We start from the raw sequence: 23,105 nt of genomic DNA on the forward strand, positions 1-23,105 counted from the left end.
GGATTTATCTTCAGTTCAACTTTCTTAATCTCAGAAAGTGACGTTCAATATATTATAGATCGTCGATGTAGCCTAACGAGCGAAGTGCACGCTCATCATCAGCCCAGCCAGATTTAACCTTGACCCAAGTCTCTAGGTAAACCTTACGGCCGAATAGCTCTTCCATATCGATACGCGCTTCACGACCAATCGTTTTGATCTTCTCGCCCGCTTTACCAATCACCATTTTCTTCTGGCCTGTACGCTCAACAAGAATCAGTGCATTGATGTGGAAGCCATCGTTATCTGGGTTGTAATCGAAACGTTCGATTTCAACCGTTACCGAGTAAGGTAGCTCGTCACCCGTAAAGCGCATCAGCTTTTCACGGATAATTTCAGAGGCCATAAAACGTTGCGAGCGATCAGTCACGTATTCTTCAGGGAAGTGGTGTGTCGCTTTAGGTAAATGTTCACGTACGTGCTTACGCAGTACATCCATATTTTTACCTTGCTTCGCTGAGATTGGCACTACATCAATGAAGTCCATCTTCTTAGAGACTTCCATCATGTGCTGCATCACGTTAGTACGGTCTTGAACGTTATCTACTTTGTTGATGCAAAGTACAACTGGGAAGTCAGTCTTCTTCAGTTTGTTCAGAACCATCTCATCGTCGTCAGTCCAGTGAGTACCATCGACAAGGAAGAATACTAGGTTTACATCACTCAATGAGCTGTTCGCCGCACGGTTCATCAAGCGGTTGATGGCACGCTTTTCTTCAATATGAAGTCCAGGAGTATCAACAAAGATCGCTTGGTAATCACCCTCAGTTTCAACGCCCATAATACGGTGACGTGTCGTCTGTGGTTTACGTGATGTAATAGAAATCTTCTGACCCAGAATATGGTTCAGAAGCGTCGACTTACCTACATTTGGGCGACCGACAATAGCGATGAAGCCACAGTGTTGGTTTTCCGGTAGGCCTGTTTTTTTGCTATCAGATGAAAAGAATGCATCGATATCGAAATCTTGGTTGTTATCAGACATTGCTTAGTTGCTCTAATGCTGTTTCAGCAGCCGCTTGTTCTGCCTTGCGGCGGCTAGTGCCTTTACCGATAACAGGTTTATCCACACCTGCCACTTCACACTCAACCGTAAACTCTTGGTTGTGTGCTTCACCTTTAATATTAGTCACTGTGTAGACAGGTAGAGGATTTCTTCGACCTTGCAAAAACTCTTGTAGGCGAGTTTTCGGATCTTTTTGAGATACTCCAGGCTGAATAGCATCTAGGCGAGATTGGTACCAGCTTAAAATAATGCCGCGAACCGTCTCGGTATCACTATCTAAATAGACAGCGCCGATGACCGCTTCAACCGCATCCGCTAGAATAGAATCACGACGGAAACCGCCACTCTTCAACTCACCTGGACCTAATTTTAAGTAATCTCCTAGTTCGAATTCACGACCTAGTTCTGCCAATGTATGACCACGTACTAATGTTGCGCGCATGCGGCTCATATCACCTTCGTTTACCTTAGGAAAACGGTGGTAAAGATCATCAGCGATAACAAAACTTAAAATTGAATCGCCCAGAAACTCAAGACGTTCGTTATGTTTACCTGCGGCGCTGCGGTGAGTCAGCGCCAAGTGGATAAGATCGGCATCATTAAACTGATAGCCAATCTTTCTCTCTAGTTTATCAATTGGAGAATTCATGCTCTCTCGATGTGTTATGTGATCGATTAATGAATCCCACCGATGCGATTAAAACGCACACCAGTAGGAATCCATGTTGGAAGTACACTGTCTGAACCGCGTTCGAATTCGAAGCTGATCCAAATAGCAACGGCCTTACCAACAAGGTTTGCTTCAGGGACAAAGCCCCAGTAACGGCTATCGGCACTGTTGTCACGGTTATCACCCATCACAAAGTACTGGCCTTCTGGAACGACCCATTCGTTAACACCATTGCGAGGCTGATATGCTTGCACACGATCGCGGCGCAATGGGTTAACTAAAATCTGGTGTTCTACGTCTCCAAGCTGTTCGTTCAGCTGAATCAGAGGCACACCATCTTGAATAAATTGGCTCTCTTCAACATTACTTAGTTTCACTGGTTCACAGCTACTTGTACCCTTCGCCTGAATGCAGATCTCTTTACGACTGCTGTAGCGAATCGTGTCACCTGGCATACCAACAACACGCTTAATGTAGTCGATGTTTGGCTGAGGTGGGTACTTAAATACGATTGAGTCACCGCGTTCTGGCTTGCCTGTTTCTACCAATTGAGTGCGCCATACTGGGTCTTTTAGACCGTACGCGTACTTCTCTACCAAGATGAAATCACCAACCAAAAGGGTTGGCATCATCGAGCCAGAAGGGATTTGAAACGGTTCATAGATGAATGAACGCAAGATCAAAACAAATGCAATTACCGGGAAAATGGACACACTGTTCTCAACCCACCAAGGTTGAGCCGTAACTTTTGCGCTAGTTTCAGCGTCTAGGCCATTCGATTGTGCTTCAACGTCAGCAAGCTTTTGCTGGCGCTTCTTCGCCCACACAAACTTTTCCAACGCCCATACAATGCCGGTCACTAGAGTTACGATCACTAAGATAAGCGAAAATGTATTAGCCATTGATATCCCTTAAATTTCATTTCTTTAAAAATAACGAAAGTGAAAGAGCATAACTCTTTCACTCTGCTTAATATTTCTAATTTGTATCAATCATGCTGACTAAATGCTGGGAAGATTACGCAGGAAAAATCGTTTAGTTCGAGGCGCAAAGTGCAGTGACTAGTGGGCCTAATTGCAATCTTTGCAACAAAGAAATAAACGATTTTAACCAGTAATATTCAGCAGATAGTTAGTGCGATTGATACCTAGTCTTTTCCAACGTGAAGGATTGCAAGGAAAGCTTCTTGAGGCAGTTCAACGTTACCGATCTGCTTCATACGCTTCTTACCTTCTTTTTGTTTCTTAAGAAGTTTCTTCTTACGACTGATATCACCACCGTAACATTTTGCGATTACGTTCTTACGCAGTTGTTTCACTGTAGAACGAGCAATGATGTGGTTACCAATCGCTGCTTGAATCGCGATATCGAACATCTGACGAGGGATGAATTCTTTCATCTTCTCTACCAGTAGACGACCACGAGACTGAGCAATATCTTTGTGCGTAATGATAGCTAGTGCATCAACTGTTTCGCCATTCAGCAGTACGTCTACACGTACCATGTTTGATGGCTCGTAACGTTGGAAGTTGTAATCCAATGATGCATAGCCGCGAGACGTTGACTTCAGACGGTCGAAGAAGTCTAGAACTACTTCTGCCATAGGAAGATCGTACGTCACAGCAACTTGGTTACCGTGGTAGACCATGTCTACTTGTACGCCACGCTTCTCAACACACAGTGTGATTACGTTACCTAGGTAATCCGAAGGTACCAGAATATTACAGCGTGCAATTGGCTCACGAATTTCTTCTAGGTCATTAACCGCTGGCAGTTTAGCCGGGCTATCAACGTAAAGAACCGTTTTATCTGTTTTTACAACTTCATACACTACTGTTGGAGCAGTTGTGATTAGGTCTAGGTCGTATTCACGCTCTAGACGCTCTTGGATGATCTCCATGTGAAGCATTCCTAAGAAGCCACAACGGAAACCAAAACCAAGTGCTGCTGAACTTTCTGGTTCAAAGAACAGTGATGCATCGTTCAGGCTTAATTTGCCTAACGCGTCACGGAAGTTTTCGTAGTCATCAGATGATACAGGGAATAGACCAGCGTATACCTGAGGCTTCACTTTTTGGAAACCAGGTAGACGTTCAGTGCTGCCGCCTTTTGCAAGCGTCAACGTATCACCAACTGGTGCACCTAGGATGTCTTTAATACCACAAACAACCCAACCTACTTCGCCAGTATTTAGCTCTGTAGTATCGATTTGCTTAGGCGTGAAGATACCTAGACGGTCAACACCCCATACTTGGTCTGTCGACATTACTTTGATCTTATCGTTCTTCTTCAGCTTACCGTTTTTGATACGAACCAAAGAAACTACGCCAAGGTAGTTATCGAACCAAGAGTCAATGATCAACGCTTGTAGAGGCGCTTCAGGATCACCTTCCGGTGGCGGGATTGCCGTCACGATGTTTTCTAGAACATCATCAACACCCAAACCTGTTTTCGCAGAACAGCGAGTCGCTTCCATCGCATCGATGCCAACGATCTCTTCGATTTCTTCAGCAACACGTTCTGGTTCAGCAGCTGGTAGGTCAATCTTGTTCAAGATTGGCACTACTTCCAGTTCCATTTCGATTGCTGTGTAACAGTTTGCTAGAGTTTGTGCTTCAACACCTTGGCCAGCATCCACTACAAGTAGTGCGCCTTCACAAGCCGCTAGAGAACGAGATACTTCGTAAGAGAAGTCTACGTGTCCAGGAGTGTCGATAAAGTTAAGTTGGTAAGTTTCACCATCTTTAGCTTTGTAATCTAAAGTCACACTCTGCGCTTTAATTGTAATACCACGCTCGCGTTCTATATCCATAGAATCGAGGACCTGAGCTGCCATCTCACGTTCACTTAATCCTCCACAAACTTGGATTAAGCGGTCAGAAAGGGTCGACTTACCGTGGTCGATGTGGGCGATAATCGAAAAATTACGAATGTGCTTCATAGGCTTGGTGTGACTAAACTCTTTGAATAGGGATAATAAGAAAGCCGCGACGCGTCCAATCTACAGTCAGCATTGGTGGCGGCATTTCAATCAAGTTGGCAGATTCTACCCAATTTAAGGGCAAGAAGCATCATAAATTAGACGAGAGACTCACCTAGGATTCGAATCAAGACGACTTCTTGCTTGGATTTGTCTTCCATGGGTTTGGCTAACCGCTTCGCTAAGGCAATCCCACCAGCAGTAAACAGTGCTGCACTTAAGATAACAATGCCCTCGCCCCCCTGGAGTAAGGGTTGTAACAAGAGTTGCCCAAAACCAGCACCAATCATCAACATGAAAAGTGGGATGAGATAAACAATCGCCGCCGACTGAAGTAGGCTTTTTTCTGGAAAGCCAATTTCTACGATTTGTCCAGCTTTGACTAAGCTTTTGGTTTTAAGCTGCCAAAACAAAGATTTATTGCCAACAGCCTTGGTCACAATACCCGTACCGCAGTTTTTTTGAGAAGAACAGCTGCTACAACTGGTTTGTTGTTCGCAGCTCAATTGAACAAAGTATTGCTTACCTTTTTGTTCAACCGAGCTAACGGTCGCCAGCGCGGTCATCATTGCGCTTGTACCGATTTATTAAATGTAACTGACTGAGCAATACGTTTTGCAGTTGCCGGCGGAATGTCACCAACCACAGAGATCTCTTTATCGCCAATCACTAAGCTGTGCAAGGTTCTACGCCCTTGACGCACCAGCTGCCCTTTCAATGAATGCTCATCTTTTTCCGCGATATAAACCGAAAAGTTAAACAGTCCATCACTGAAAAGCTGACTTTCAACCATTTTATCGGTCGCAGCCATTTGATAGCGGCTAAGCTCTTTTGATTTAAACCCTTCAGGAATCCACGACGCTTGCCAGTTAGTTTCACTCACTAAGCCTTCCGGTAATGATAAAACTTTCGGCAATTGAGCTTGGCTCAAGCCACCCATAGCCTCAGCAATCTTATCGTTCACCACGTAAGAGATAGTGCGGTACTGTTCAAGCACTTCGCCATCACGATCCAAAAGGTCGGCACGCAAAGGAAGATTCGTTTTTTCGTCTACCCAAACCACGTAAGAGTAGCGAAGGCCATCTTTCGGCACGACACGCAGCACTTGAGTGGTGCTACCTGCTTCTCGAGAGCGACCAACTTTCACAAAGTCGTAGTACTGATTCAGAGATTCGATATCTCGATTAATCATCGGAATAACAGGCGCAACCATGCTGCCTGACTGAATCGTAAATGGCTCTGTACCCGGCTCGATGTAGCTAACTTCGTTGCCACGTCGAATGACTTCACGAACAGGGCCGCTTAGATAAACAAGGTGTGCAAGTTGTTGGTCGTCGTTAACCGCATGGCGATAAACAAGAGGCTCAATACTGCTCTTCTTTATCAAAATGTAGGAGAGTTCGTAATTTAGATGCTGACTGGCCTCGTTCATTTGATGCAACAAGGCCTTTGCAGTGGTTTCCTCTGCAAAGGCTGTTGGAGACATCAAGCTGAACAGTGTCAGTGCACTGACCAGGATTTTCTTCATTCAATGTCCGATTCTAGATGTGCATCTTGCATTGGCGATGCATCACTGTTTAATCTTAGCTGCAGCTCATAATCTTCTAACAATGCATGAACGCGTTTGCGCTGCTCTTGCAAGTTAGCTTCAGATGCTGGTTTCTCAACAGAGTCACGCGTTAAACTTACTGGTTCCGCAGAACCGGCAAATGGAATCGTCTGGAGTACAGGCAACTGCTCTGGTGCTGCAGGGTCGCTACCACCATATTGTTGAACACCTAATACAACGGCTAATGAAACACACGCTGCCACGGCAACTTGTCCAAACTGTTGTAACCACGCCGGAAGCTGACGCTTCGCTTGCTGAGGTTTAGGTTGCTCTTCAATTGGAGCAACAGTAGGTTCAACATTCACTTGGTGCAGGTTCGACATTGAACCATGTGCAGGCTCGTTCTCAAGCGCTGCCGCTACACTATTAGCAATGTTCCACTCTGGAGTTTCTGGCGAATCCCCACGCATAACATCACCAATTAAATGGTAACTCTGCCAAGTATCCATGCTTTCTTGATCAGATCCTAGATCTACAATGAGAGCTTTATCGATCGTTTCACCATCCATGAGTGCCGAAAGCTTTTCTTTATCAGCCATTATTTTCACCATAATTATTACAAGTTCTAGCGTTGCAAAAGAGGTTTGATTTTCTTTTCCACCGCTTCACGAGCTCGGAAAATACGCGAACGTACGGTTCCTACAGGGCAATCCATTACTTCTGCAATCTCTTCGTAGCTCAAACCTTCGAGCTCTCGCAACGTCATTGCAGTTTTTAAGTCTTCTGGTAGCGCTTCAATCGCTCCAAAAACAACTTGTTTCAATTCTTTAGACAGCGTTAAGTTCTCAGGGTTCGATATTTCTTTTAACGCGCTGCCTGTTTCGTAATATTCTGCATCTTCTGCATCTACATCGGTTGCTGGCGGCCTACGGCTTTGGGCAACGATATGATTTTTAGCGGTGTTCACGGCAATTCGGTATAACCATGTATAGAAGGCACTCTCGCCACGAAAGTTAGGTATCGCGCGGTAAGCTTTAATAAAAGCTTCTTGTGCTACATCAGGTACATCACCGGAATTATTCACGTATCGAGAGATAAGATTACAAACTTTGTTTTGATACTTAACCACTAGTAAGTTAAATGCCTGCTTATCTCCACTCTGAACTCGCTCAATCAACACTTGATCGGTTAGCTGCTCGTTCATTCGAGCGGGTACTCCTATTGTTATAACCCTCACCTTCACAGATATGGGTACTAATTATGCGAAATGTAGTATTGACACCACCGTCTACAAGAGCACTATTGTGACTAAGCCAAATACCGAAAGTTCCAACTTTCTTAAAATTATTTGCCATTATTGTTTCACAATGTGATGTAATAAAAATAGCTATCCCTATCAATTTGGGGAAACTTGAGCAAAAGCAATGGTATTGAGCAATTAAATATTTCTAGATAGCTGTCTATATATTGATTTTGCATAGCGTTTAAGGATGACTCTGGAGAGATTATAACAGTCTTAGCCAAACTCCTAAAACAAGACAAAGTCAATTGAGAGTGGACAACTCGACTATAGCCCGGGATTTAATAAGTTTTATGAACGCAAACCGTGAACATCAGTGTGATGTATTAGTGGTAGGAAGTGGTGCGGCAGGCTTGTCATTAGCCTTACGCGTAGCAGAACATGCAAAAGTAATTGTATTAAGCAAAGGACCACGCAGCGAAGGATCGACGTATTACGCACAAGGTGGTATCGCCGCGGTGTTCGATGAGTCGGACAGTATTGAGTCTCATGTAGAGGATACTCAAATCGCTGGGGCTGGGTTATGCGAAGAAGATACAGTTCAATTCATTGCTGAAAATGCGAAAGAGTGTGTGCAATGGCTGATTGATGGTGGTGTTCCATTTGATAAAGATGAGAACAGCACAGAAGGCCAACCAAAATATCACCTCACTCGTGAGGGTGGCCACAGTCACCGCAGAATTCTGCACGCTGCCGATGCAACTGGCATGGCGATGCAAACCTCACTACAAGATAACGTCAACAACCACCCAAATATCGAGATCTTCGAGCGCCACAATGCGCTGGATTTGATCACGGAAGATAAGATTGGTGGTTCAAAAGACAAGGTGATCGGTGCCTACATTTGGAACCGTAACCAAGAACATGTTGAAACCGTGCGCGCTAAGTTTGTTGTATTAGCAACAGGCGGCGCTTCAAAGGTTTACCAATACACCTCTAACCCAGATGTTTCTTCAGGTGATGGTATTGCTATCGCTTGGCGTGCGGGTTGTCGTGTGGCAAACCTTGAGTTCAACCAGTTCCACCCAACTTGTTTATTCCACCCAGAAGCGCGTAACTTCCTACTAACGGAAGCACTGCGTGGTGAAGGTGCTTACTTGCGTCGTCCAGATGGTTCTCGCTTTATGAAGGACTTCGATGAGCGCGGTGAACTGGCGCCACGTGATGTGGTTGCTCGTGCAATTGACTTCGAAATGAAGCGCTTGGGTGCCGACTGTATGTATGTTGATATCAGCCACAAGCCTGAAGAATTCATCACAGCGCACTTCCCGATGATCCATACTCGCTTGATGGACTTGGGCATCGATATGACCAAAGAGCCGATCCCTATCGTACCAGCCGCTCACTACACGTGTGGTGGTGTCATGGTTAATAAGCAGGGTCAAACCGACCTAACGAACTTGTATGCGATTGGCGAAGTGAGCTACACCGGCTTACACGGTGCAAACCGTATGGCTTCTAACTCACTGCTTGAGTGTGTGGTTTACGCATGGGCAGCAGCAAAAGATATCGTTGAGAACATCGACCAATCTCAACTGTGTGCAGAACTGCCAGCATGGGATGAAAGCCAAGTCACCAACAGTGATGAAGAAGTTATCATTCAACACAACTGGCACGAACTGCGCCTGTTCATGTGGGATTACATGGGCATTGTTCGAACGGATAAACGACTAGAGCGTGCATTACGCCGTATTCAGATGCTGCAACAAGAAACTCATGAGTACTACAGCTACTTCAAGGTTTCGAATAACTTATTAGAACTGCGTAATTTGCTACAAGTGGCAGAGCTAATGGTTCGTTGTGCAATGCAGCGCAAAGAGAGCCGCGGCCTACACTACACGTTGGATTACCCTGAACTTGCAGAAGACAGTGGCCCAACGATTCTGACGCCAGAGAAACGCCAATCATAATAATTGGTTAAACGTGCTTAGCGAATTAGCCGTCAGCGGAAAATGATTAAACGAAAGGGAGCCGAGTGCTCCCTTTTCTTTTGTCTAACGCTTTCTTTTATCTAATACTTTCTTTCATCGAATAGTTTGGCTTCTCTAGCGCGCTCGTTGTAAGTTCGCCAGAAAATGGCGATATTCTCGCTCGCAACAGCTGTCCCGCCAAAGCAGTACCGAGTGCCCACATTCAAACTGCAATTTAACGAAGAACTGCGCCCAGATCTTATCAACGGACTTGAGTCGGTAAGTTCGGTCATTGAGTCGAATATCACCATCCTCTCTGTAATCAAAACGCCCATAGACACTATTTAGAATCACATGATTGTTTCTGAACAAGCGGATCATTAAAGCTAAGCAATAAAGGCTGGCGGCAAGTGGAATAGAAGACAGGACGATGAAAAACAAAAGGCACCCCAAAATAGTGCCTTTTGCAAATAATGCGGAATACGAAGGGTTAAGCTGAAGCTTAACGAACCTTGCTGAGGTTGTGTGCGACAATTTTATCAACCATTGATGCATGGCCTAGGTTTTCACTGCGTCCGTGGCCCATTACCCAAGTAAACAAATCTGGATCATCACACTCTAATAGAGAAACAAACTCGCGCTGTTCCTGCTCTTGCAATGAATCAAAACACTCTTCGAAAAATGGCATGATGACTACATCAAGTTCTAACATGCCGCGACGGCAACCCCATTTAATTCGTGCTTTCTGCTCTGCAGTGTACATTGGCTATCCTCACCTATAATTTTTCTTTCTCGGAGTGTAACAAGTCATACGCCTTGCAACTACTATGTGAGTCACAGTCCCTATCTAAGCTCACAAAAAAACCTAGGCTGACAAAGAAACAGAACCGGATTAACATAGAGCCAAATAAAATTCTTAGGAAAGATAAAATGGATTGGAAAAACATATTTCAGCCACTCGCTCATACGCAAAATGAATCGCTTCCAGAACTGATGATGACACACGTATCAGACTGGAGTGCAATTACCATGATAGGCGATGACAAAAAGTCGTACCTACAGGGTCAAGTAACGTGCGATGTCGTCACTCTTCCTAATGATGAATCCACATTAGGCGCGCACTGTGATGCAAAAGGAAAGGTATGGAGTATCTTTCGTTTGTTCCACCACAACGGTGGCTACGCACTCATGCAACCTAAATCAGCGATTGAAGTCGAGCTCGTTGAAATCAAGAAGTACGCGGTGTTCTCTAAGGTCGATATCGAGCAAACGTCTGACGTTGTTATCGGTGTGATGGGTTCGTCAGCTAATCAATACATTGATTCTATTTCAGAAAGCCAAGGTAATGTGCGTGCTATCTCTGGTGGTACAGCGGTTCAAGTTGCAGATAACCGCTGGGCTCTACTTGTGACAGAAGAAGCCGCTGAAGCCTTGGTATCAAACAGCGCTGCGGAGAAAGTATCAGAAACACTTTGGCAATATCATGAAATTCTTGATGCTCAGCCTAACCTATCGAAAGCAGAGCAAAACGAGCACATCCCTCAAGCGCTTAACCTGCAAGCGATTGGCGGTATCAGCTTTTCAAAAGGCTGTTACACAGGTCAAGAAACGGTTGCTCGTGCTAAGTACCGTGGCATGAACAAGCGTGAGATGCGCATTGTGTCGGGCACAACTGCGGACGTGCTGTCGTTAGAAAACCCTATTGAACTGGAACGTAGTGTGGGTGAGAACTGGCGTGGCGCAGGCCGACTATTAAACGTCTATCAATTTGCTGATAACCGAGCGATTGGTTTGATGGTACTGCCAAACAACCTTGATGACGATGTTCAGCTGCGACTGACCGCGCAGCCTGATCAAACATGGAATATCCTGCCACTGCCGTACAGCCTTGACGACGAGTAACCACGTGGAAACGCAGATTACACAATGGCTGGATCAACAGCAGGTGAATTATCGCCTGCTGATGCAAAGCAAGCCAACCACCAGCATTGAAGAAACTGCACAAGAGCGAGGCATCGACGCCTCTCAAATGGTGAAGTGCATCCTGCTCAAGGATATGGGCAACCAGTATGCGTTAGCCTGTACTGCTGGCGATCGCTCTGTCGACCCCAAGAAAGTACGCTCGGTACTGAATTGCCGTCGAATGACCTGCGTGTCGCTCGCTGATGTTGAAGCGATCACCGGTTTTAAAGTGGGTTGTGTTGGTCCGCTCGCTCTCAAGAGACACATGCCGATCATTTTTGATCCTTCCATTCAAAACAACTCGACCGTAACCATTAGCTCCGGCGACCGAATGGCTGGCGTTGCGCTGGATCTCAATGATCTTATGGCGCTATGTGCACCGACCGTCGCGGACATCAGTCGATGATCGTTTAGATCATGCTTCGCAAACTTCATTTTAATATTTCATTGAGTACATTTTTAGTGTGAACCTCGTCATAAGAAGAACACACCATCAATAAATAGTTACTCAAAATAAAAGCATAAGTAGTCACAAAGTTAAATTTGCGTTATTGTAAATTTACTGACTAGCTATTAAGCAAATCAGTGCAAGTGAATCCACTGAGTAACATCAGTATCCACTTTTGTGTAATGCATCTGTGACTATTCGCCCGTTTTAGACGGGCTTTTTTTTGTCCGAAATTTACAATTTGATTACACAAACAAAAAAATCCCGCCTATTCTTATACTTGTAACATTATCACTGCTTAATACTGAACAGAAAAGTTCACGGCAGTTCACTACTCAGTATTATTTTGGGGAGGAGCTCACGTAAAAATAGATATTTACTGAAGAAAGTGCTTAGAACAGCACAAATATCTAATTAACGTCAACGCTACTGCATATAACTCCATGCTTATCACAATTATTATCTCGGAGTTTTTCTATAATATGCAGGCTAGGTAAATATAAGGATAATTAAGAATGAGACTGTTTAAGCGCTATACACCGAGTATGATTGCTAAACATGTAAGTCGACTTTTCAAAGGACGAATCTACATTTACGGCGTAGGAAAATTTGAGTTTGATAACGGTAAGCTAGTGCTACCAGACCGAGCAGAAAAACGTCACTTTCAAACAGTGAAAGAAATAAATAGTGAAATCATGAAACTGCGCTGCGCGTACGCATGACCTGATTATCTACAGAATTAAAAACAAAAAGGGTTGGCATTATGCAAACCCTTTTTTCGTACCAATGATGATTCGATATACCACCAGAACACTATGTCATTATCGATAAGTCACTGGACGCTTAGCTAAGTCAGGAAGATTGCCAGACAAACCCAGTGCGCGCTTCATGATCTCATCTTTCGCACCCGGTAATTGGCCCGCAAGCTTCATACCAATGCCACGAATCAGCTTCTTAGCTGGGTTATCGCCTTCAAACAGATCTTTAAAGCCCTGCATTGAAGCAATCATTTTCGCCGCCTCTGCTTTTCTCCAGCGCTCGTAGCCGCGAAGATTACGCTTGGTGCCAATATCCTCACCCGCAGACCATAGCTTTAACAGCTCTTGCGCTAAACTTGCTGCGTCTAATAAGCCAAGGTTCACACCCTGCCCTGCTAATGGGTGAATGGTATGAGCAGCATCACCAACCAAAGCCACACGCTCTACCGCAAAGTCACGCGCATAACGCATGCGCAGTGGGAAGGCAAAACGGTCACCCACCACTTCACATAAGCCCAGCTTTGCATCGAACTCAGCTGTTAACTGCTTGTTGAATTCAGCATCCGACATTGATACGAGGTTCTCGGCACGATTTGGTTCCGTAGACCAAACAATCGAGCTCATGTTGCTTGGTTGCATTGGTAGGAATGCCAATGGGCCTTGAGGCGTGAAGATTTGACGAGCAACGCTGTGGTGCGGCTCTGTGGTTTTGATGTTCGCGACAATCGCACTGTGTCCGTAATCCCAATGTGTTAATGGGATATCTTGCTGCTTACGAACCCAAGAGTTTGCGCCGTCTGCTCCAACAACTAACTTAGCTGTCAGTGCTTGACCATTGTCCAATGTTAACCAAGCTTCACTTTCACCAATCGCCATCGTTTTACACGTTGCGGGCATATACAGGCTGACGTTGTCTTGTTTCTTAACCCGATCAAGCAGCGCTAATTGAATCACACGGTTTTCAACGATATGACCAAGATTAGGCTGAGCCAAGCGTGTCGAGTCAAACTCAATACGAGCGAAACTGTCTTGTTCCCACACTTCCATCGCTTGATACGGTGCAGCGCGTCTTTGTTCGATACCTTGCCATGCACCTAGGTTACGAAGAATCACTTCACTAGAACGACTCAACGCGGATACACGCACATCAGGCAGCTCACTCAGCCCTTCACTAGGCGCTCTGCCTTCAATGACAGCGATTCTTAGGTCACTGTCTTTTAGGGCAGCAGCAAGCGCTAGGCCAACCATGCCACCACCAACAATCGCGATATCAACACTTTGCATCATTATTTATTACCTTATCTTTCTACTAGGCCAAGCGTATGACGCAAAAGTGGACCTTTAAGTGGTGGAAGGTTATCTATTACGGCTAACCCAAGATTACGCCCAATGCGAGCGGTCATATAATCGTTTGAGAACAGGTGAACTAGGCTTGAAGTCAACGTGATCGTTGCGTCTCGGTCTTGTTCTCTACGCTTTCTAAAGTTAACAAGACCACGGTAACGACCTACATCATCTAACTGGGTACACAACTCTTCTGCCAAGGAAGCCACATCTCGGATGCCTAGGTTAAAGCCTTGCCCCGCAATTGGGTGAAGCGTTTGAGCAGCATTACCAACAATGGCAAATCGATGAGAGATATTTTGCTGTCGGTGACGAAGAATCAGAGGGTAACTCGCGCGCTTGCCGACCTTCTCTAATCGGCCAAGTCGCCAGCCAAAGTCATTCTGCAATTGCTCAAGAAATTCATTGTCGTTTAGCGTCATCACTTTTTGTGCTTGCTCTGGTGTTAAACACCAAACCAGCGATAAACGGTTGTCACTCATCGGTAATAGAGCAACTGGCCCATGATGGGTAAAACGCTCAAATGCGCGACCTTGGTGAGGTTCACTCGCCACAATATTGGCAATCACAGCGACTTGCTCAAAGTCGTGCTCACTCAATGAGATATTGAGCTGTTGGCAACAGGTTGAGATTGCACCGTCAGCAGCAACCAGTAACTTAGTGGTTACTGTTTGCCCACTTGTCAGTTCAATCGTCGTCAACGCTTCTTCACGTTCAACTTTACTAACAGACTCAGGACAAAGCATGGTAATTGCCGCTTCTGATTCAAGTTTCTGCTGATAGATTCGACCCACATCTGCTAACTCGACCACGTAGCCAAGCGCATCTACAGCAAGCTCTTCACTGTAGATGTCTGTCATTCCGGCATGCCCGCGATCCGAAACATGGATATCTTTAATCGGGGTCGCGACCGGAGCGATAGATTGCCATAAGCGCAAAGAATCCAGGATCTGCACCGTGCCATAGGACAAAGCAATCGAACGAGAATCAAACCCAGGGTGAGCTTGATGATCAACCTGATAAGGCTCCACTACCGCAATCGACAGTGAACCTTGGCTTAGGTGATTCAAAGCAAGGGCTAAGGTTGCCCCTGCCATTGCGCCACCAGCAATTACAACATCATACTGAGCCATCATAACCTCAAACCGGCCAACGAATTAATGAATGGTAGGCGCCGCATCTTCAGATGGGCGAGCACCAAATTCAGCATGAATCGTTAGTGCACACGCTTTTACGTGCTCAATAACGTGCTCTAGAAGCTGCGCTTGCTCTTCCAGATCATCTTCTTCGTCAATGCCTAGCTTGGCCATCTCTTCTAGATCAGCTAATGCTTCTTTTGTACTGTCAGACGCTTTATTCAATTGAGCGCCAACCAAGCCTAGACCAGAAATGAAATGGTTAATCCAATCAGACACACCATCAGCCAAGTCAAATAGGCTTGCGCTTGCGTCTTCGTCAGGCAGCAACATAGACAATTCCATACCCGAACCTGTGATTTCACTGGTCGTTACTTTCAGTGTCGCTTCCGCTAGCGTTAATGCGCGATCTGGCCAACCCATGCCTTCATTGGTGTAATCGAAGATCAGTGGTTGCCAGCTTTTATCTGCAAGGCTTAAGCCTCCGCTTAACATACCCGTTAATAAACCGTGCATCTCAGCAGGGGTTACGGCTAGACTTGCCGATTGAAGTTCAGTCGCAACCGTTAGGTAGTCAGGTAAAGTAGTTTCGCTCATCAGATAGCTCGCTCAGTTATTCTTTATATCGATAGTATAATCGTACCACTTCACCCCAATTCTGGTAAGCATCGATCCCCAGCAATTGAAGGATGACTGACTACCAATTGTTCAATTTGCTGAATTACTGTGTGCTCAAGCTCTCATTTACAAACAGTCACTCTGAAAAGCTTGAATCTTAATAGCGGTTTACCTATAGTTTCTCCCTCAGAGGAGATTGCTTCCTCATCGGTACTTGCACTTTTTCTTTCTCAAAAAATGGCGAAGGGCAACAGCCTTAAAATAGCGCGTTAAAGAGTTCATCCATCATGAGTAATCAAGCGGTAGACGTTGAAATATTAGGAAAACTGACTCGAGTGAATTGTCCACCAGGGCAAGAAGAGTCATTGATTGCAGCGGCGGCCGATCTTGATAATCGATTGAAAGAGATGGCTGAACGTACTAAGGTAACCAATGAAGTGAAGCTGCTGACTATCGCAGCTCTGAATATTTGCTACGAATTACAAACCAAGAAGTTTGAAGCAAATGATGAACAAAACGCACTGACCGAGCGAATGGAACAGCTCACGACATCACTTTCAGATGTCCTCAGTAAAGTTAAGCACGGACAGCAATAGCGTACACAAAATTTACCCTGGAGTGTTTGTCAGAGGATTCACGTCCCCGAGCCGATAAGCAATCCCTAAGGGTTAGTACTTGAGTGCTATTGAGCATGCTCGGCCCGACCGAGAAGCCTACGGTAATCATTGCTGATCCGCCTTGAACTCGCTGGTTCAAGGGCCATCTATTCTCAACGGCACTTTGGGGTATCCCTTCTTATGAAGACGCTCACACGCAGCGAATTTCGCAAACAGATCCGTATCAAACGCAATGCCTTATCTGGCGACCAACAAACTCAATCCGGTATCGACTTAGTTAAGCAGTGCATGCAGCTTGATGAAATTCAGTCTGCTCAGCATATTGCCCTCTATATCTCTATCGATGGCGAACTCGATACTCAGCCTTTAATCGAATGGTTATGGGCGCAAGGTAAGCAAACTTATTTACCAGTATTGCACCCCTTCTCTGCCGGGCACCTGCTGTTTTTACACTACTCGCCAACCACACCGACGGTCTTGAATAAGTACGGTATTGTCGAACCTCAGCTCAATCAAATGCTGGTTAAACCTTGTCAGCAACTCGACCTTATTCTTACGCCCCTTGTCGGCTTTGACTCCCATGGCCATCGTTTAGGTATGGGCGGCGGATATTACGATCGCACCTTGGCAAAGTGGTTCGAGACGGGCGAAGGTGCAGCTCCTATTGGTTTGGCTCATGATTGCCAACATGTTGATACGCTACCGATTGAAGAATGGGACATTCCGTTACCTAAAATCGTGACTCCGAGTAAAACTTGGCAATGGGAAAACAACCATTAAAGCGCTATAATCGCGCCGCAAACGTTAACCTCGATATAGAAACGTTAACTCAATATCTAAACGTTAACTTCATCATTACGCAAACGATCAATTCAAAGCGCAAGACCTTATTCAGGAGAATGGCATGACTCAAGATGAAATGAAAAAAGCAGCTGGCTGGGCAGCACTTCAATATGTTGAAGAAGGCAGCATTGTAGGTGTAGGTACTGGCTCTACAGTAAATCACTTCATCGACGCACTAGGCACAATGAAAGACAAAATCAAAGGTGCGGTTTCAAGCTCTGTTGCTTCAACGCAGCGACTAGAAGAGCTAGAGATCAAAGTGTATGAGTGTAACGATGTCGCTAAGCTAGACATCTATGTTGATGGCGCAGATGAAATCAACCCAACTCGCGATATGATCAAAGGCGGCGGCGCTGCTTTGACTCGTGAAAAAATCGTAGCGGCTATCTCTGATAAGTTTGTGTGTATTGTTGACGGTACTAAAGCAGTTGATGTGTTGGGTAAATTCCCACTGCCTGTTGAAGTAATCCCAATGGCACGTTCATACGTGGCACGTGAGTTGGTTAAGCTTGGTGGTGACCCAGTTTACCGCGAAGGCTGCACAACCGATAACGGCAACGTGATCCTAGATGTGTACGGCATGGCGATCGAAAACCCGAAACAACTAGAAGATATCATCAATGGTATAGCTGGTGTGGTGACGGTTGGTCTGTTCGCTCACCGTGGTGCTGATGTGGTTATCACCGGCACGCCTGAAGGTGCAAAAATCGAAGAATAAATAATAGAAGATTGAGTTTTTCTGTTACTTCATTACATACGGTGCCCTAGGGCGCCGTTTTTTTTGCTTTATTGCTGTAAAATTATGTCTTATTCCGTAATTTTCTTACCCAAAACATTTTTTTTTTGTTACTTTATTGTTCAGAAGACGCACAGGGAAAACGTTTGTCTCCTAACAAAGTGGTGAATTTGTTCCCCTTTCAGCCATTTTGTAGCACGTGCGCCGCATTTGCCCAACCTTTCCATTTTAAGGACGAGAACAATGGCCAAAGTTTCACTGGAAAAAGAAAAAATTAAAATTCTACTTCTAGAAGGTCTTCACCCTTCTTCTGTAGAAGTACTGCAAGCCGCTGGTTACACAAACATTGAGTACCACAAAGGCTCGCTACCGGAAGATGAACTTCTTGAAGCAGTAAAAGATGCTCATTTCATTGGTATTCGTTCTCGCACTAATATCTCCCAAGAAGTTATTGATGCAGCTGAAAAGCTGGTTGCCGTCGGTTGTTTCTGTATTGGTACTAACCAAGTCAACCTTCAAGCAGCAGCAAAACGCGGTATCCCTGTGTTCAACGCACCGTTCTCAAACACTCGAAGCGTTGCTGAGCTCGTTCTTGGTCAGGTTCTATTGCTACTACGTGGCATTCCAGAAAAGAACGCGCTTGCACACCGTGGCATCTGGAAAAAGAGTGCCGACAACTCTTACGAAGCCCGTGGTAAGCGTTTAGGTATTATTGGCTACGGTCACATCGGTACTCAACTGGGTATTATTGCTGAAAACCTTGGCATGCGTGTTTACTTCTACGACATTGAAAACAAACTGTCTCTGGGTAACGCAACGCAAGTTCATACCATGACGGAATTACTGAACAAGTGTGACGTAATCTCTTTGCATGTACCTGAAACCAACGAAACAAAAGACATGATGGGTAAAGAAGAGTTCGAGCGCATGAAGCCTGGTTCTATCTTTATCAACGCAGCTCGTGGCACGGTAGTCGATATTCCTGCTCTGTGTGGCGCTCTGGAGTCTGGACACCTTGCAGGTGCGGCTATTGATGTTTTCCCAACAGAACCAAAAACCAATGCAGACCCGTTTGAGTCTCCATTAATGCAGTTCGATAACGTGATCCTAACGCCTCACGTGGGTGGTTCAACTCAAGAAGCACAAGAGAACATTGGTGTTGAAGTTGCTGGTAAGCTAGCGAAATACTCTGATAACGGCTCTACGCTATCAAGTGTTAACTTCCCTGAGGTATCACTACCACTGCATACTGGAACGTCTCGTTTATTACACATTCACGAAAACCGCCCAGGCATCCTAACTCAGATCAACACCATCTTCGCTGAGGAAGGGATCAACATCGCGGGTCAATACCTACAGACTGCGGCTGATATGGGTTATGTCGTTATCGATGTAGAAGCCGATCGCTCTGAAGAAGCACTGCTTAAACTGAAAGAGATCGAAGGCACAATCCGTGCTCGTCTTCTTCACTAATCATCGCACTCAAAATGCATAAAAAAGGCTCTCATCATGAGAGCCTTTTTAGCATTTGGCCTATCGTAGGTAATTAGGTCGTCATGATCCAAAACCTTCTATAGCACTGTCATTACTCTTCGATCTGGTAGATCACATTCACGCGATCACGAATGGTGATCGTTGAGTCTTCATAAGAGTTCGATTCTGTTCTTGCATCCATCGCCATTGAACGCATGAGTACTGGCTGAGAAGATTGGGCGTTGTAATCCACGCGCCATACATCACCTAACTCGCGCTCAAAACCACTCGCCAATGATTTAGCTTTTGATGTCGCATCTTTAATGGCTTCTAAGCGCGCTTGCTCTTGATACTTAGCTTGGTCGCGAACTTGCAGTTGGATGTTGTCGATCTGATTAATGCCTTCTCCAATCGCAATATCCATGTACTCATTAAGATTAGCTAGCTCAGTCACTTGAACGGTCACATTACGTGAGGCGCGGTAGCCAACCAGTTCCGGTTTGCCATCTTTCGGGTAATGATATTGAGGAGATAAATACAGGTTAGAGCTGTGTACACTCGCCTCATCAACACCAGCTTGATGCAGCTTGTTTAGAAAGCCTGTCACGACTTTATCAACGGTATTTTTAGCCTGTTCAGCAGTCATCGTCGATTCCACGACTCTCACAGAGAATGTCGCCATATCAGGTGTAGCGATCACTTCACCATAGCCTGTCGTTGAAATATGAGGAAAGGATGGAGAGTCAGCCAATGATGGAAAACTCACAGCACTCAACGCCACAGTAAGAGTAAGAGACGTTGCTAACATCTTTGGTACAAGCTTCATTAGGTATGACCTATGCTAAACAAATGTCCTTTCATCATAGAGCAATTTATCGTTTAGCCAATCCAGAGCACACACTTCTAACAGAACTTTGACGCTAAAAAAACCAACAGTTTACTGAGGTAAGTGATTGTGAGCAAAACTCAATATTGCTTGGGATACCTCTTTTAATACTCCGCTCTCAAGCTGCCAATGGTGCCAATAGATGCGATAAGAGAGCAGAAAGCCAGGGGTAATATCAATCAGAGCACCAGACTCGAGCTCATCGATAATCTGTAATCGGGGGATCAAGCAATAGGCTACACCCGATAATGCCAAGCGCACAAATGCTTCTGAACTGCCGACTGTATGATTGATCACACTGTCTCTCGGGACGTTAAAATGATCATGCAGAAACTTCTTATGCAGATCATCGTATTGATCATAGGAAACCGCAGGTGCTTTGCTTAAGGTGGCGTAGTTTACGCCCTCTGCAAAGTAACGCTGATGAAAGTCAGGGCTAGCCACGCACACATAATCCATCCTACCGAGATAGTCAGCACTGCAGCCAGGAATCGCTTGAGACTCCAAACTGATTGCACCGGCCACCTCGCCACTTTTAATCTTTTCAATGGTTCTCGACTCACCATGAATCGCGAGGTTCAACTCGACTTGGCGAGACTTAATCACATCCGACAAAGCTGGTAGCAACCATGTCGCCAAACTATCAGCGTTGGTGGCTATGGATATCGATAGTGGTTGATTACCCTCTTCATTCATCAACTCAGGCACAAGCTCGTGCTCTAACAAACGAACACGGCGATATAAGCCCAGTAGTTTTTTACCCGCAGGCGTTGGCCTAGGCGGGCTTTCTCTCACCAAGGCTGGCTGAGCCAACCACTTTTCCAGCTGTTTGATGCGTTGAGATACCGCCGACTGGGAGATATATAACTGCTCAGCAGCCCTTTCGAAGCTACGTTGTTTTACTACAGCATCCAGTGCTTCAATCCATTTATAATCCAATCCGCGCATCAATTTGCTTCCTTTTTAAGCTAACTCATCACCACATTAGCAACTCTAATAATGGATTAAAATCATTAATTATACTTATTTAAAGGGTCAGAGTATCTTCGCCATATAGCACGTAAATATCGTTAAATAAGTGGAGGTTAAAATGAGTTTTTGGGTTTTATTACAAGGTTTTGGTCTAGGGGCAAGTATGATTATCCCTATTGGCGCTCAGAATGCGTACGTCCTAAATCAAGGGATAAAACGCAATCATCATTTAACGACAGCAACGATTTGTAGCCTGCTCGATACTCTGTTTATCTCATTAGGCATTTTTGGCGGCGGAGCGATCTTGTCGCAAAATGAATTACTGCTTACCTCAGTGACACTAGGTGGCATCGCTTTTCTGACCGTGTATGGTTTGCTCTCACTACGCAGTGCATTCAAAGTGCGCACCAGTGATGAGTCGAAAGGTGAGATATTAGCGCGTGGCAAGCGCACCGTTATTTTAGGGGCATTGGCAGTAACAGTATTAAACCCACATCTCTATTTGGATACCGTGGTAATTCTTGGATCCATTGGTGGGCAATTTGAAGGCAACGACAGAATTGCATTTGCTATGGGGACTATATTGGCTTCGTTCGTCTGGTTCTATTCTTTGTCATTAGGCGCTGCAAAACTAGGCCCGACGCTATCTAAACCTAAGGTTAAGAAAGGCATTGATATCGCAGTCGCAACCATGATGTTCGCCATAGCAACGGTGCTTACCGATGGACTTATTGAGCAATACTGGTAAATCTATTTAGCTTCATGAAACCAACAAAAAAGGCGGATAACCTAAGTTATCCGCCTTTCCTTATAAAAGCTTATAGTTATAAAAACTAACTAGGAATTAAGCTTCTACTTTATTCATATGTACATCCATTTGCGGGAATGGAATTTCGATACCCTCGTTATCCAAGCCTTCTTTGATTGCTTGCATCAGGTCGAAATAAACATTCCAGTAGTCAGCAGTGCTAACCCATGGACGAACAACGAAGTTAACTGAAGAATCAGCAAGCGTATGAACACCAACTTGAACGCCAGGTTCTTTCAGTACACGCTCATCAGATTCACAGATCTTAGTCAGTAGCGCTTTTGTCTTCTGAAGATCAGCGTTGTAAGAAACACCAATCATTAGATCAATACGGCGCGTCGCATGACGAGAATAGTTTGTGATTGGGCTGCCGATAACGCTACCGTTAGGTACTACAACCATTTTGTTGTCTGGCGTTGTTAGAACCGTTTGGAAGATTTGAATAGAATCAACTGAACCTGCCACACCACCAATTTCCACATAGTCACCAGACTTAAATGGACGGAATGCAACGATAAGTACACCAGCAGCAAAGTTAGATAGTGAGCCTTGTAGTGCAAGACCAACGGCTAAACCAGCCGCACCAATAACAGCAACTACAGATGCCGTTTGAACACCTAAACGACCAAGTGCAGCAATTAAAACAATCACAAACAACAAGTAACGAACTAAACCATGGACGAACTCCACAACTGCTCGGTCCATTTTCTTCTTCTGAAGAACCTTAGACACGCTATTCGCTACTGCTTTAACAATAAGGTTACCAATAAATAGAATTATCAGTGCTGAAATGATATTTACGCCATATTGGATAAATAAATCTGAATTATTTGTTAACCACTGCTCTGCTTGAGACAAACCATCCACAAGTGGAGTCTCAATCGCTGTCGAACTATCAGCCATAATGTGCATCCTCTATATAATATGCTATGGGCTAAACTGCCTTAAGCCTCATTTACTCTGCAATATAATAAACAGTGTAATTACCGTTAAGTCATTGTGTTAAAAGTAAATTAAAGCCAAGTCCTTTTTATAAACTGAACCAAGTTC

At 44.9% G+C, this 23,105-nt stretch carries 25 protein-coding genes and 1 other RNA gene; 10 read left to right on the plus strand and 16 right to left on the minus strand.

All coding sequences use genetic code 11. The features are described 5' to 3' along the window. Window positions 1–52 precede the first annotated feature (52 nt). From era to rpoE, 8 genes are all read right to left on the minus strand, one after another. Complete coding sequence (gene era / locus AB4371_RS04915; protein WP_372149170.1) at window positions 53–1,024, minus strand: GTPase Era; 972 nt, start codon at window positions 1,022–1,024, stop codon at window positions 53–55. Continuing rightward, window positions 1,017–1,694 (minus strand): ribonuclease III, encoded by a 678-nt coding sequence (rnc, locus tag AB4371_RS04920; protein ID WP_017066012.1) that lies wholly within the window; start codon window positions 1,692–1,694, stop codon window positions 1,017–1,019. Before rnc ends, era begins: the two co-directional genes overlap by 8 nt. A 26-nt stretch (window positions 1,695–1,720) precedes the next feature. After that, on the minus strand, window positions 1,721–2,617 hold the full coding sequence (gene lepB / locus AB4371_RS04925) for a signal peptidase I (protein ID WP_017066013.1): 897 nt from the start codon (window positions 2,615–2,617) through the stop codon (window positions 1,721–1,723). 245 nt (window positions 2,618–2,862) lie between these two features. Then, the gene (lepA, locus tag AB4371_RS04930) at window positions 2,863–4,656 is read right to left on the minus strand and encodes a translation elongation factor 4 (protein ID WP_017059045.1); all 1,794 of its coding nucleotides are present in this window, start codon (window positions 4,654–4,656) and stop codon (window positions 2,863–2,865) included. A 137-nt stretch (window positions 4,657–4,793) separates the two neighbouring features. Continuing rightward, window positions 4,794–5,264, minus strand: coding sequence for a SoxR reducing system RseC family protein (locus AB4371_RS04935; RefSeq protein ID WP_017059046.1), 471 nt, complete (start codon window positions 5,262–5,264; stop codon window positions 4,794–4,796). Then, window positions 5,261–6,223 carry a sigma-E factor regulatory protein RseB gene (gene rseB, locus AB4371_RS04940; RefSeq protein WP_017059047.1) on the minus strand — a complete coding sequence of 321 codons (963 nt, stop codon included), beginning with the start codon at window positions 6,221–6,223 and terminating at the stop codon, window positions 5,261–5,263. The genes AB4371_RS04935 and rseB overlap by 4 nt, the downstream gene beginning before the upstream one ends. Next, a complete protein-coding gene (locus tag AB4371_RS04945; protein ID WP_372149172.1) occupies window positions 6,220–6,843 on the minus strand; it encodes an RseA family anti-sigma factor in 624 nt (207 codons plus the stop codon). The genes rseB and AB4371_RS04945 overlap by 4 nt, the downstream gene beginning before the upstream one ends. A gap of 26 nt (window positions 6,844–6,869) precedes the next feature. Next, window positions 6,870–7,448 (minus strand): RNA polymerase sigma factor RpoE, encoded by a 579-nt coding sequence (gene rpoE, locus AB4371_RS04950; RefSeq protein WP_008223963.1) that lies wholly within the window; start codon window positions 7,446–7,448, stop codon window positions 6,870–6,872. A gap of 389 nt (window positions 7,449–7,837) precedes the next feature. On the opposite strand from rpoE, the gene nadB reads away from it, so the two are divergent. Then, window positions 7,838–9,454, plus strand: a complete 1,617-nt coding sequence (gene nadB / locus AB4371_RS04955) for an L-aspartate oxidase (protein ID WP_017059049.1) — start codon at window positions 7,838–7,840, stop codon at window positions 9,452–9,454. Window positions 9,455–9,589: 135 nt separating this feature from the next. Here the strand turns inward: nadB and AB4371_RS04960 are convergent, their stop codons facing one another. Then, window positions 9,590–10,009, minus strand: a complete 420-nt coding sequence (locus AB4371_RS04960) for a protein YgfX (protein WP_372083303.1) — start codon at window positions 10,007–10,009, stop codon at window positions 9,590–9,592. Further along, entirely contained in the window at window positions 9,957–10,217 is a 261-nt protein-coding gene (locus AB4371_RS04965) for a succinate dehydrogenase assembly factor 2 (RefSeq protein ID WP_004735374.1), read from the minus strand. The genes AB4371_RS04960 and AB4371_RS04965 overlap by 53 nt, the downstream gene beginning before the upstream one ends. A gap of 167 nt (window positions 10,218–10,384) precedes the next feature. Here AB4371_RS04965 and ygfZ point away from each other — a divergent pair, with 167 nt between their 5' ends. From ygfZ to AB4371_RS04980, 3 genes are all read left to right on the plus strand, one after another. Further along, on the plus strand, window positions 10,385–11,356 hold the full coding sequence (gene ygfZ / locus AB4371_RS04970; protein ID WP_102398276.1) for a tRNA-modifying protein YgfZ: 972 nt from the start codon (window positions 10,385–10,387) through the stop codon (window positions 11,354–11,356). A gap of 4 nt (window positions 11,357–11,360) precedes the next feature. Beyond that, window positions 11,361–11,822, plus strand: coding sequence for an aminoacyl-tRNA deacylase (locus AB4371_RS04975; RefSeq protein WP_029235114.1), 462 nt, complete (start codon window positions 11,361–11,363; stop codon window positions 11,820–11,822). A gap of 557 nt (window positions 11,823–12,379) precedes the next feature. Then, the gene (locus AB4371_RS04980) at window positions 12,380–12,586 is read left to right on the plus strand and encodes a DUF1107 domain-containing protein (RefSeq protein ID WP_009847660.1); all 207 of its coding nucleotides are present in this window, start codon (window positions 12,380–12,382) and stop codon (window positions 12,584–12,586) included. Window positions 12,587–12,685: 99 nt separating this feature from the next. Here AB4371_RS04980 and AB4371_RS04985 read toward each other — a convergent pair whose 3' ends face one another. Genes AB4371_RS04985 through AB4371_RS04995 form a run of 3 tightly spaced genes read right to left on the minus strand, consistent with a single transcriptional unit; the run spans window position 12,686 to window position 15,699 of the window. Beyond that, on the minus strand, window positions 12,686–13,909 hold the full coding sequence (locus AB4371_RS04985; protein ID WP_102398275.1) for an FAD-dependent 2-octaprenylphenol hydroxylase: 1,224 nt from the start codon (window positions 13,907–13,909) through the stop codon (window positions 12,686–12,688). Between the two features lie 11 nt (window positions 13,910–13,920). Then, window positions 13,921–15,099 carry a 2-octaprenyl-6-methoxyphenyl hydroxylase gene (gene ubiH / locus AB4371_RS04990; RefSeq protein ID WP_017059054.1) on the minus strand — a complete coding sequence of 393 codons (1,179 nt, stop codon included), beginning with the start codon at window positions 15,097–15,099 and terminating at the stop codon, window positions 13,921–13,923. 24 nt (window positions 15,100–15,123) lie between these two features. After that, a complete protein-coding gene (locus AB4371_RS04995) occupies window positions 15,124–15,699 on the minus strand; it encodes a YecA family protein (RefSeq protein ID WP_017070457.1) in 576 nt (191 codons plus the stop codon). 308 nt (window positions 15,700–16,007) lie between these two features. Between AB4371_RS04995 and zapA the strand changes: the two genes are divergently transcribed. From zapA to serA, 5 genes are all read left to right on the plus strand, one after another. After that, window positions 16,008–16,316 (plus strand): cell division protein ZapA, encoded by a 309-nt coding sequence (zapA, locus tag AB4371_RS05000; protein WP_004735366.1) that lies wholly within the window; start codon window positions 16,008–16,010, stop codon window positions 16,314–16,316. An 11-nt stretch (window positions 16,317–16,327) separates the two neighbouring features. Further along, a non-coding RNA gene (ssrS, locus tag AB4371_RS05005) (6S RNA) lies at window positions 16,328–16,511 on the plus strand. 6 nt (window positions 16,512–16,517) lie between these two features. Continuing rightward, window positions 16,518–17,117, plus strand: coding sequence for a 5-formyltetrahydrofolate cyclo-ligase (locus AB4371_RS05010; protein ID WP_017059056.1), 600 nt, complete (start codon window positions 16,518–16,520; stop codon window positions 17,115–17,117). 124 nt (window positions 17,118–17,241) lie between these two features. Continuing rightward, entirely contained in the window at window positions 17,242–17,898 is a 657-nt protein-coding gene (gene rpiA, locus AB4371_RS05015) for a ribose-5-phosphate isomerase RpiA (RefSeq protein ID WP_017059057.1), read from the plus strand. 261 nt (window positions 17,899–18,159) lie between these two features. Continuing rightward, window positions 18,160–19,389: a phosphoglycerate dehydrogenase gene (gene serA / locus AB4371_RS05020; RefSeq protein WP_017059058.1), complete on the plus strand. Its 1,230-nt coding sequence runs from the start codon at window positions 18,160–18,162 to the stop codon at window positions 19,387–19,389. A gap of 112 nt (window positions 19,390–19,501) precedes the next feature. Here the strand turns inward: serA and AB4371_RS05025 are convergent, their stop codons facing one another. Further along, on the minus strand, window positions 19,502–20,215 hold the full coding sequence (locus AB4371_RS05025; protein WP_102394119.1) for an oxidative stress defense protein: 714 nt from the start codon (window positions 20,213–20,215) through the stop codon (window positions 19,502–19,504). A gap of 111 nt (window positions 20,216–20,326) precedes the next feature. Continuing rightward, a complete protein-coding gene (locus AB4371_RS05030) occupies window positions 20,327–21,223 on the minus strand; it encodes a LysR family transcriptional regulator ArgP (protein ID WP_017068706.1) in 897 nt (298 codons plus the stop codon). A 142-nt stretch (window positions 21,224–21,365) separates the two neighbouring features. Here AB4371_RS05030 and AB4371_RS05035 point away from each other — a divergent pair, with 142 nt between their 5' ends. Beyond that, window positions 21,366–21,995 carry a LysE/ArgO family amino acid transporter gene (locus AB4371_RS05035; RefSeq protein WP_017059061.1) on the plus strand — a complete coding sequence of 210 codons (630 nt, stop codon included), beginning with the start codon at window positions 21,366–21,368 and terminating at the stop codon, window positions 21,993–21,995. A gap of 96 nt (window positions 21,996–22,091) precedes the next feature. Here AB4371_RS05035 and mscS read toward each other — a convergent pair whose 3' ends face one another. Then, window positions 22,092–22,958, minus strand: a complete 867-nt coding sequence (gene mscS / locus AB4371_RS05040; RefSeq protein ID WP_017063201.1) for a small-conductance mechanosensitive channel MscS — start codon at window positions 22,956–22,958, stop codon at window positions 22,092–22,094. Window positions 22,959–23,105: the final 147 nt, after the last annotated feature.

Source organism: Vibrio sp. 10N.261.51.A3 (assembly GCF_041471965.1).
Classification (GTDB): Bacteria; Pseudomonadota; Gammaproteobacteria; order Enterobacterales; family Vibrionaceae; genus Vibrio; species Vibrio crassostreae_C.

Bases quoted from the DNA above. Each gene is read 5' to 3' on its own strand.
- era (WP_372149170.1), bottom strand. From the start codon at position 1,024: ATGTCTGATAACAACCAAGATTTCGATATCGATGCATTCTTTTCATCT.
- rnc (WP_017066012.1), bottom strand. From the start codon at position 1,694: ATGAATTCTCCAATTGATAAACTAGAGAGAAAGATTGGCTATCAGTTT.
- lepB (WP_017066013.1), bottom strand. From the start codon at position 2,617: ATGGCTAATACATTTTCGCTTATCTTAGTGATCGTAACTCTAGTGACC.
- lepA (WP_017059045.1), bottom strand. From the start codon at position 4,656: ATGAAGCACATTCGTAATTTTTCGATTATCGCCCACATCGACCACGGT.
- AB4371_RS04935 (WP_017059046.1), bottom strand. From the start codon at position 5,264: ATGATGACCGCGCTGGCGACCGTTAGCTCGGTTGAACAAAAAGGTAAG.
- rseB (WP_017059047.1), bottom strand. From the start codon at position 6,223: ATGAAGAAAATCCTGGTCAGTGCACTGACACTGTTCAGCTTGATGTCT.
- AB4371_RS04945 (WP_372149172.1), bottom strand. From the start codon at position 6,843: ATGGCTGATAAAGAAAAGCTTTCGGCACTCATGGATGGTGAAACGATC.
- rpoE (WP_008223963.1), bottom strand. From the start codon at position 7,448: ATGAACGAGCAGCTAACCGATCAAGTGTTGATTGAGCGAGTTCAGAGT.
- nadB (WP_017059049.1), top strand. From the start codon at position 7,838: ATGAACGCAAACCGTGAACATCAGTGTGATGTATTAGTGGTAGGAAGT.
- AB4371_RS04960 (WP_372083303.1), bottom strand. From the start codon at position 10,009: ATGCATCAATGGTTGATAAAATTGTCGCACACAACCTCAGCAAGGTTC.
- AB4371_RS04965 (WP_004735374.1), bottom strand. From the start codon at position 10,217: ATGTACACTGCAGAGCAGAAAGCACGAATTAAATGGGGTTGCCGTCGC.
- ygfZ (WP_102398276.1), top strand. From the start codon at position 10,385: ATGGATTGGAAAAACATATTTCAGCCACTCGCTCATACGCAAAATGAA.
- AB4371_RS04980 (WP_009847660.1), top strand. From the start codon at position 12,380: ATGAGACTGTTTAAGCGCTATACACCGAGTATGATTGCTAAACATGTA.
- AB4371_RS04985 (WP_102398275.1), bottom strand. From the start codon at position 13,909: ATGATGCAAAGTGTTGATATCGCGATTGTTGGTGGTGGCATGGTTGGC.
- ubiH (WP_017059054.1), bottom strand. From the start codon at position 15,099: ATGGCTCAGTATGATGTTGTAATTGCTGGTGGCGCAATGGCAGGGGCA.
- AB4371_RS04995 (WP_017070457.1), bottom strand. From the start codon at position 15,699: ATGAGCGAAACTACTTTACCTGACTACCTAACGGTTGCGACTGAACTT.
- zapA (WP_004735366.1), top strand. From the start codon at position 16,008: ATGAGTAATCAAGCGGTAGACGTTGAAATATTAGGAAAACTGACTCGA.
- AB4371_RS05010 (WP_017059056.1), top strand. From the start codon at position 16,518: ATGAAGACGCTCACACGCAGCGAATTTCGCAAACAGATCCGTATCAAA.
- rpiA (WP_017059057.1), top strand. From the start codon at position 17,242: ATGACTCAAGATGAAATGAAAAAAGCAGCTGGCTGGGCAGCACTTCAA.
- serA (WP_017059058.1), top strand. From the start codon at position 18,160: ATGGCCAAAGTTTCACTGGAAAAAGAAAAAATTAAAATTCTACTTCTA.
- AB4371_RS05025 (WP_102394119.1), bottom strand. From the start codon at position 20,215: ATGAAGCTTGTACCAAAGATGTTAGCAACGTCTCTTACTCTTACTGTG.
- AB4371_RS05030 (WP_017068706.1), bottom strand. From the start codon at position 21,223: ATGCGCGGATTGGATTATAAATGGATTGAAGCACTGGATGCTGTAGTA.
- AB4371_RS05035 (WP_017059061.1), top strand. From the start codon at position 21,366: ATGAGTTTTTGGGTTTTATTACAAGGTTTTGGTCTAGGGGCAAGTATG.
- mscS (WP_017063201.1), bottom strand. From the start codon at position 22,958: ATGGCTGATAGTTCGACAGCGATTGAGACTCCACTTGTGGATGGTTTG.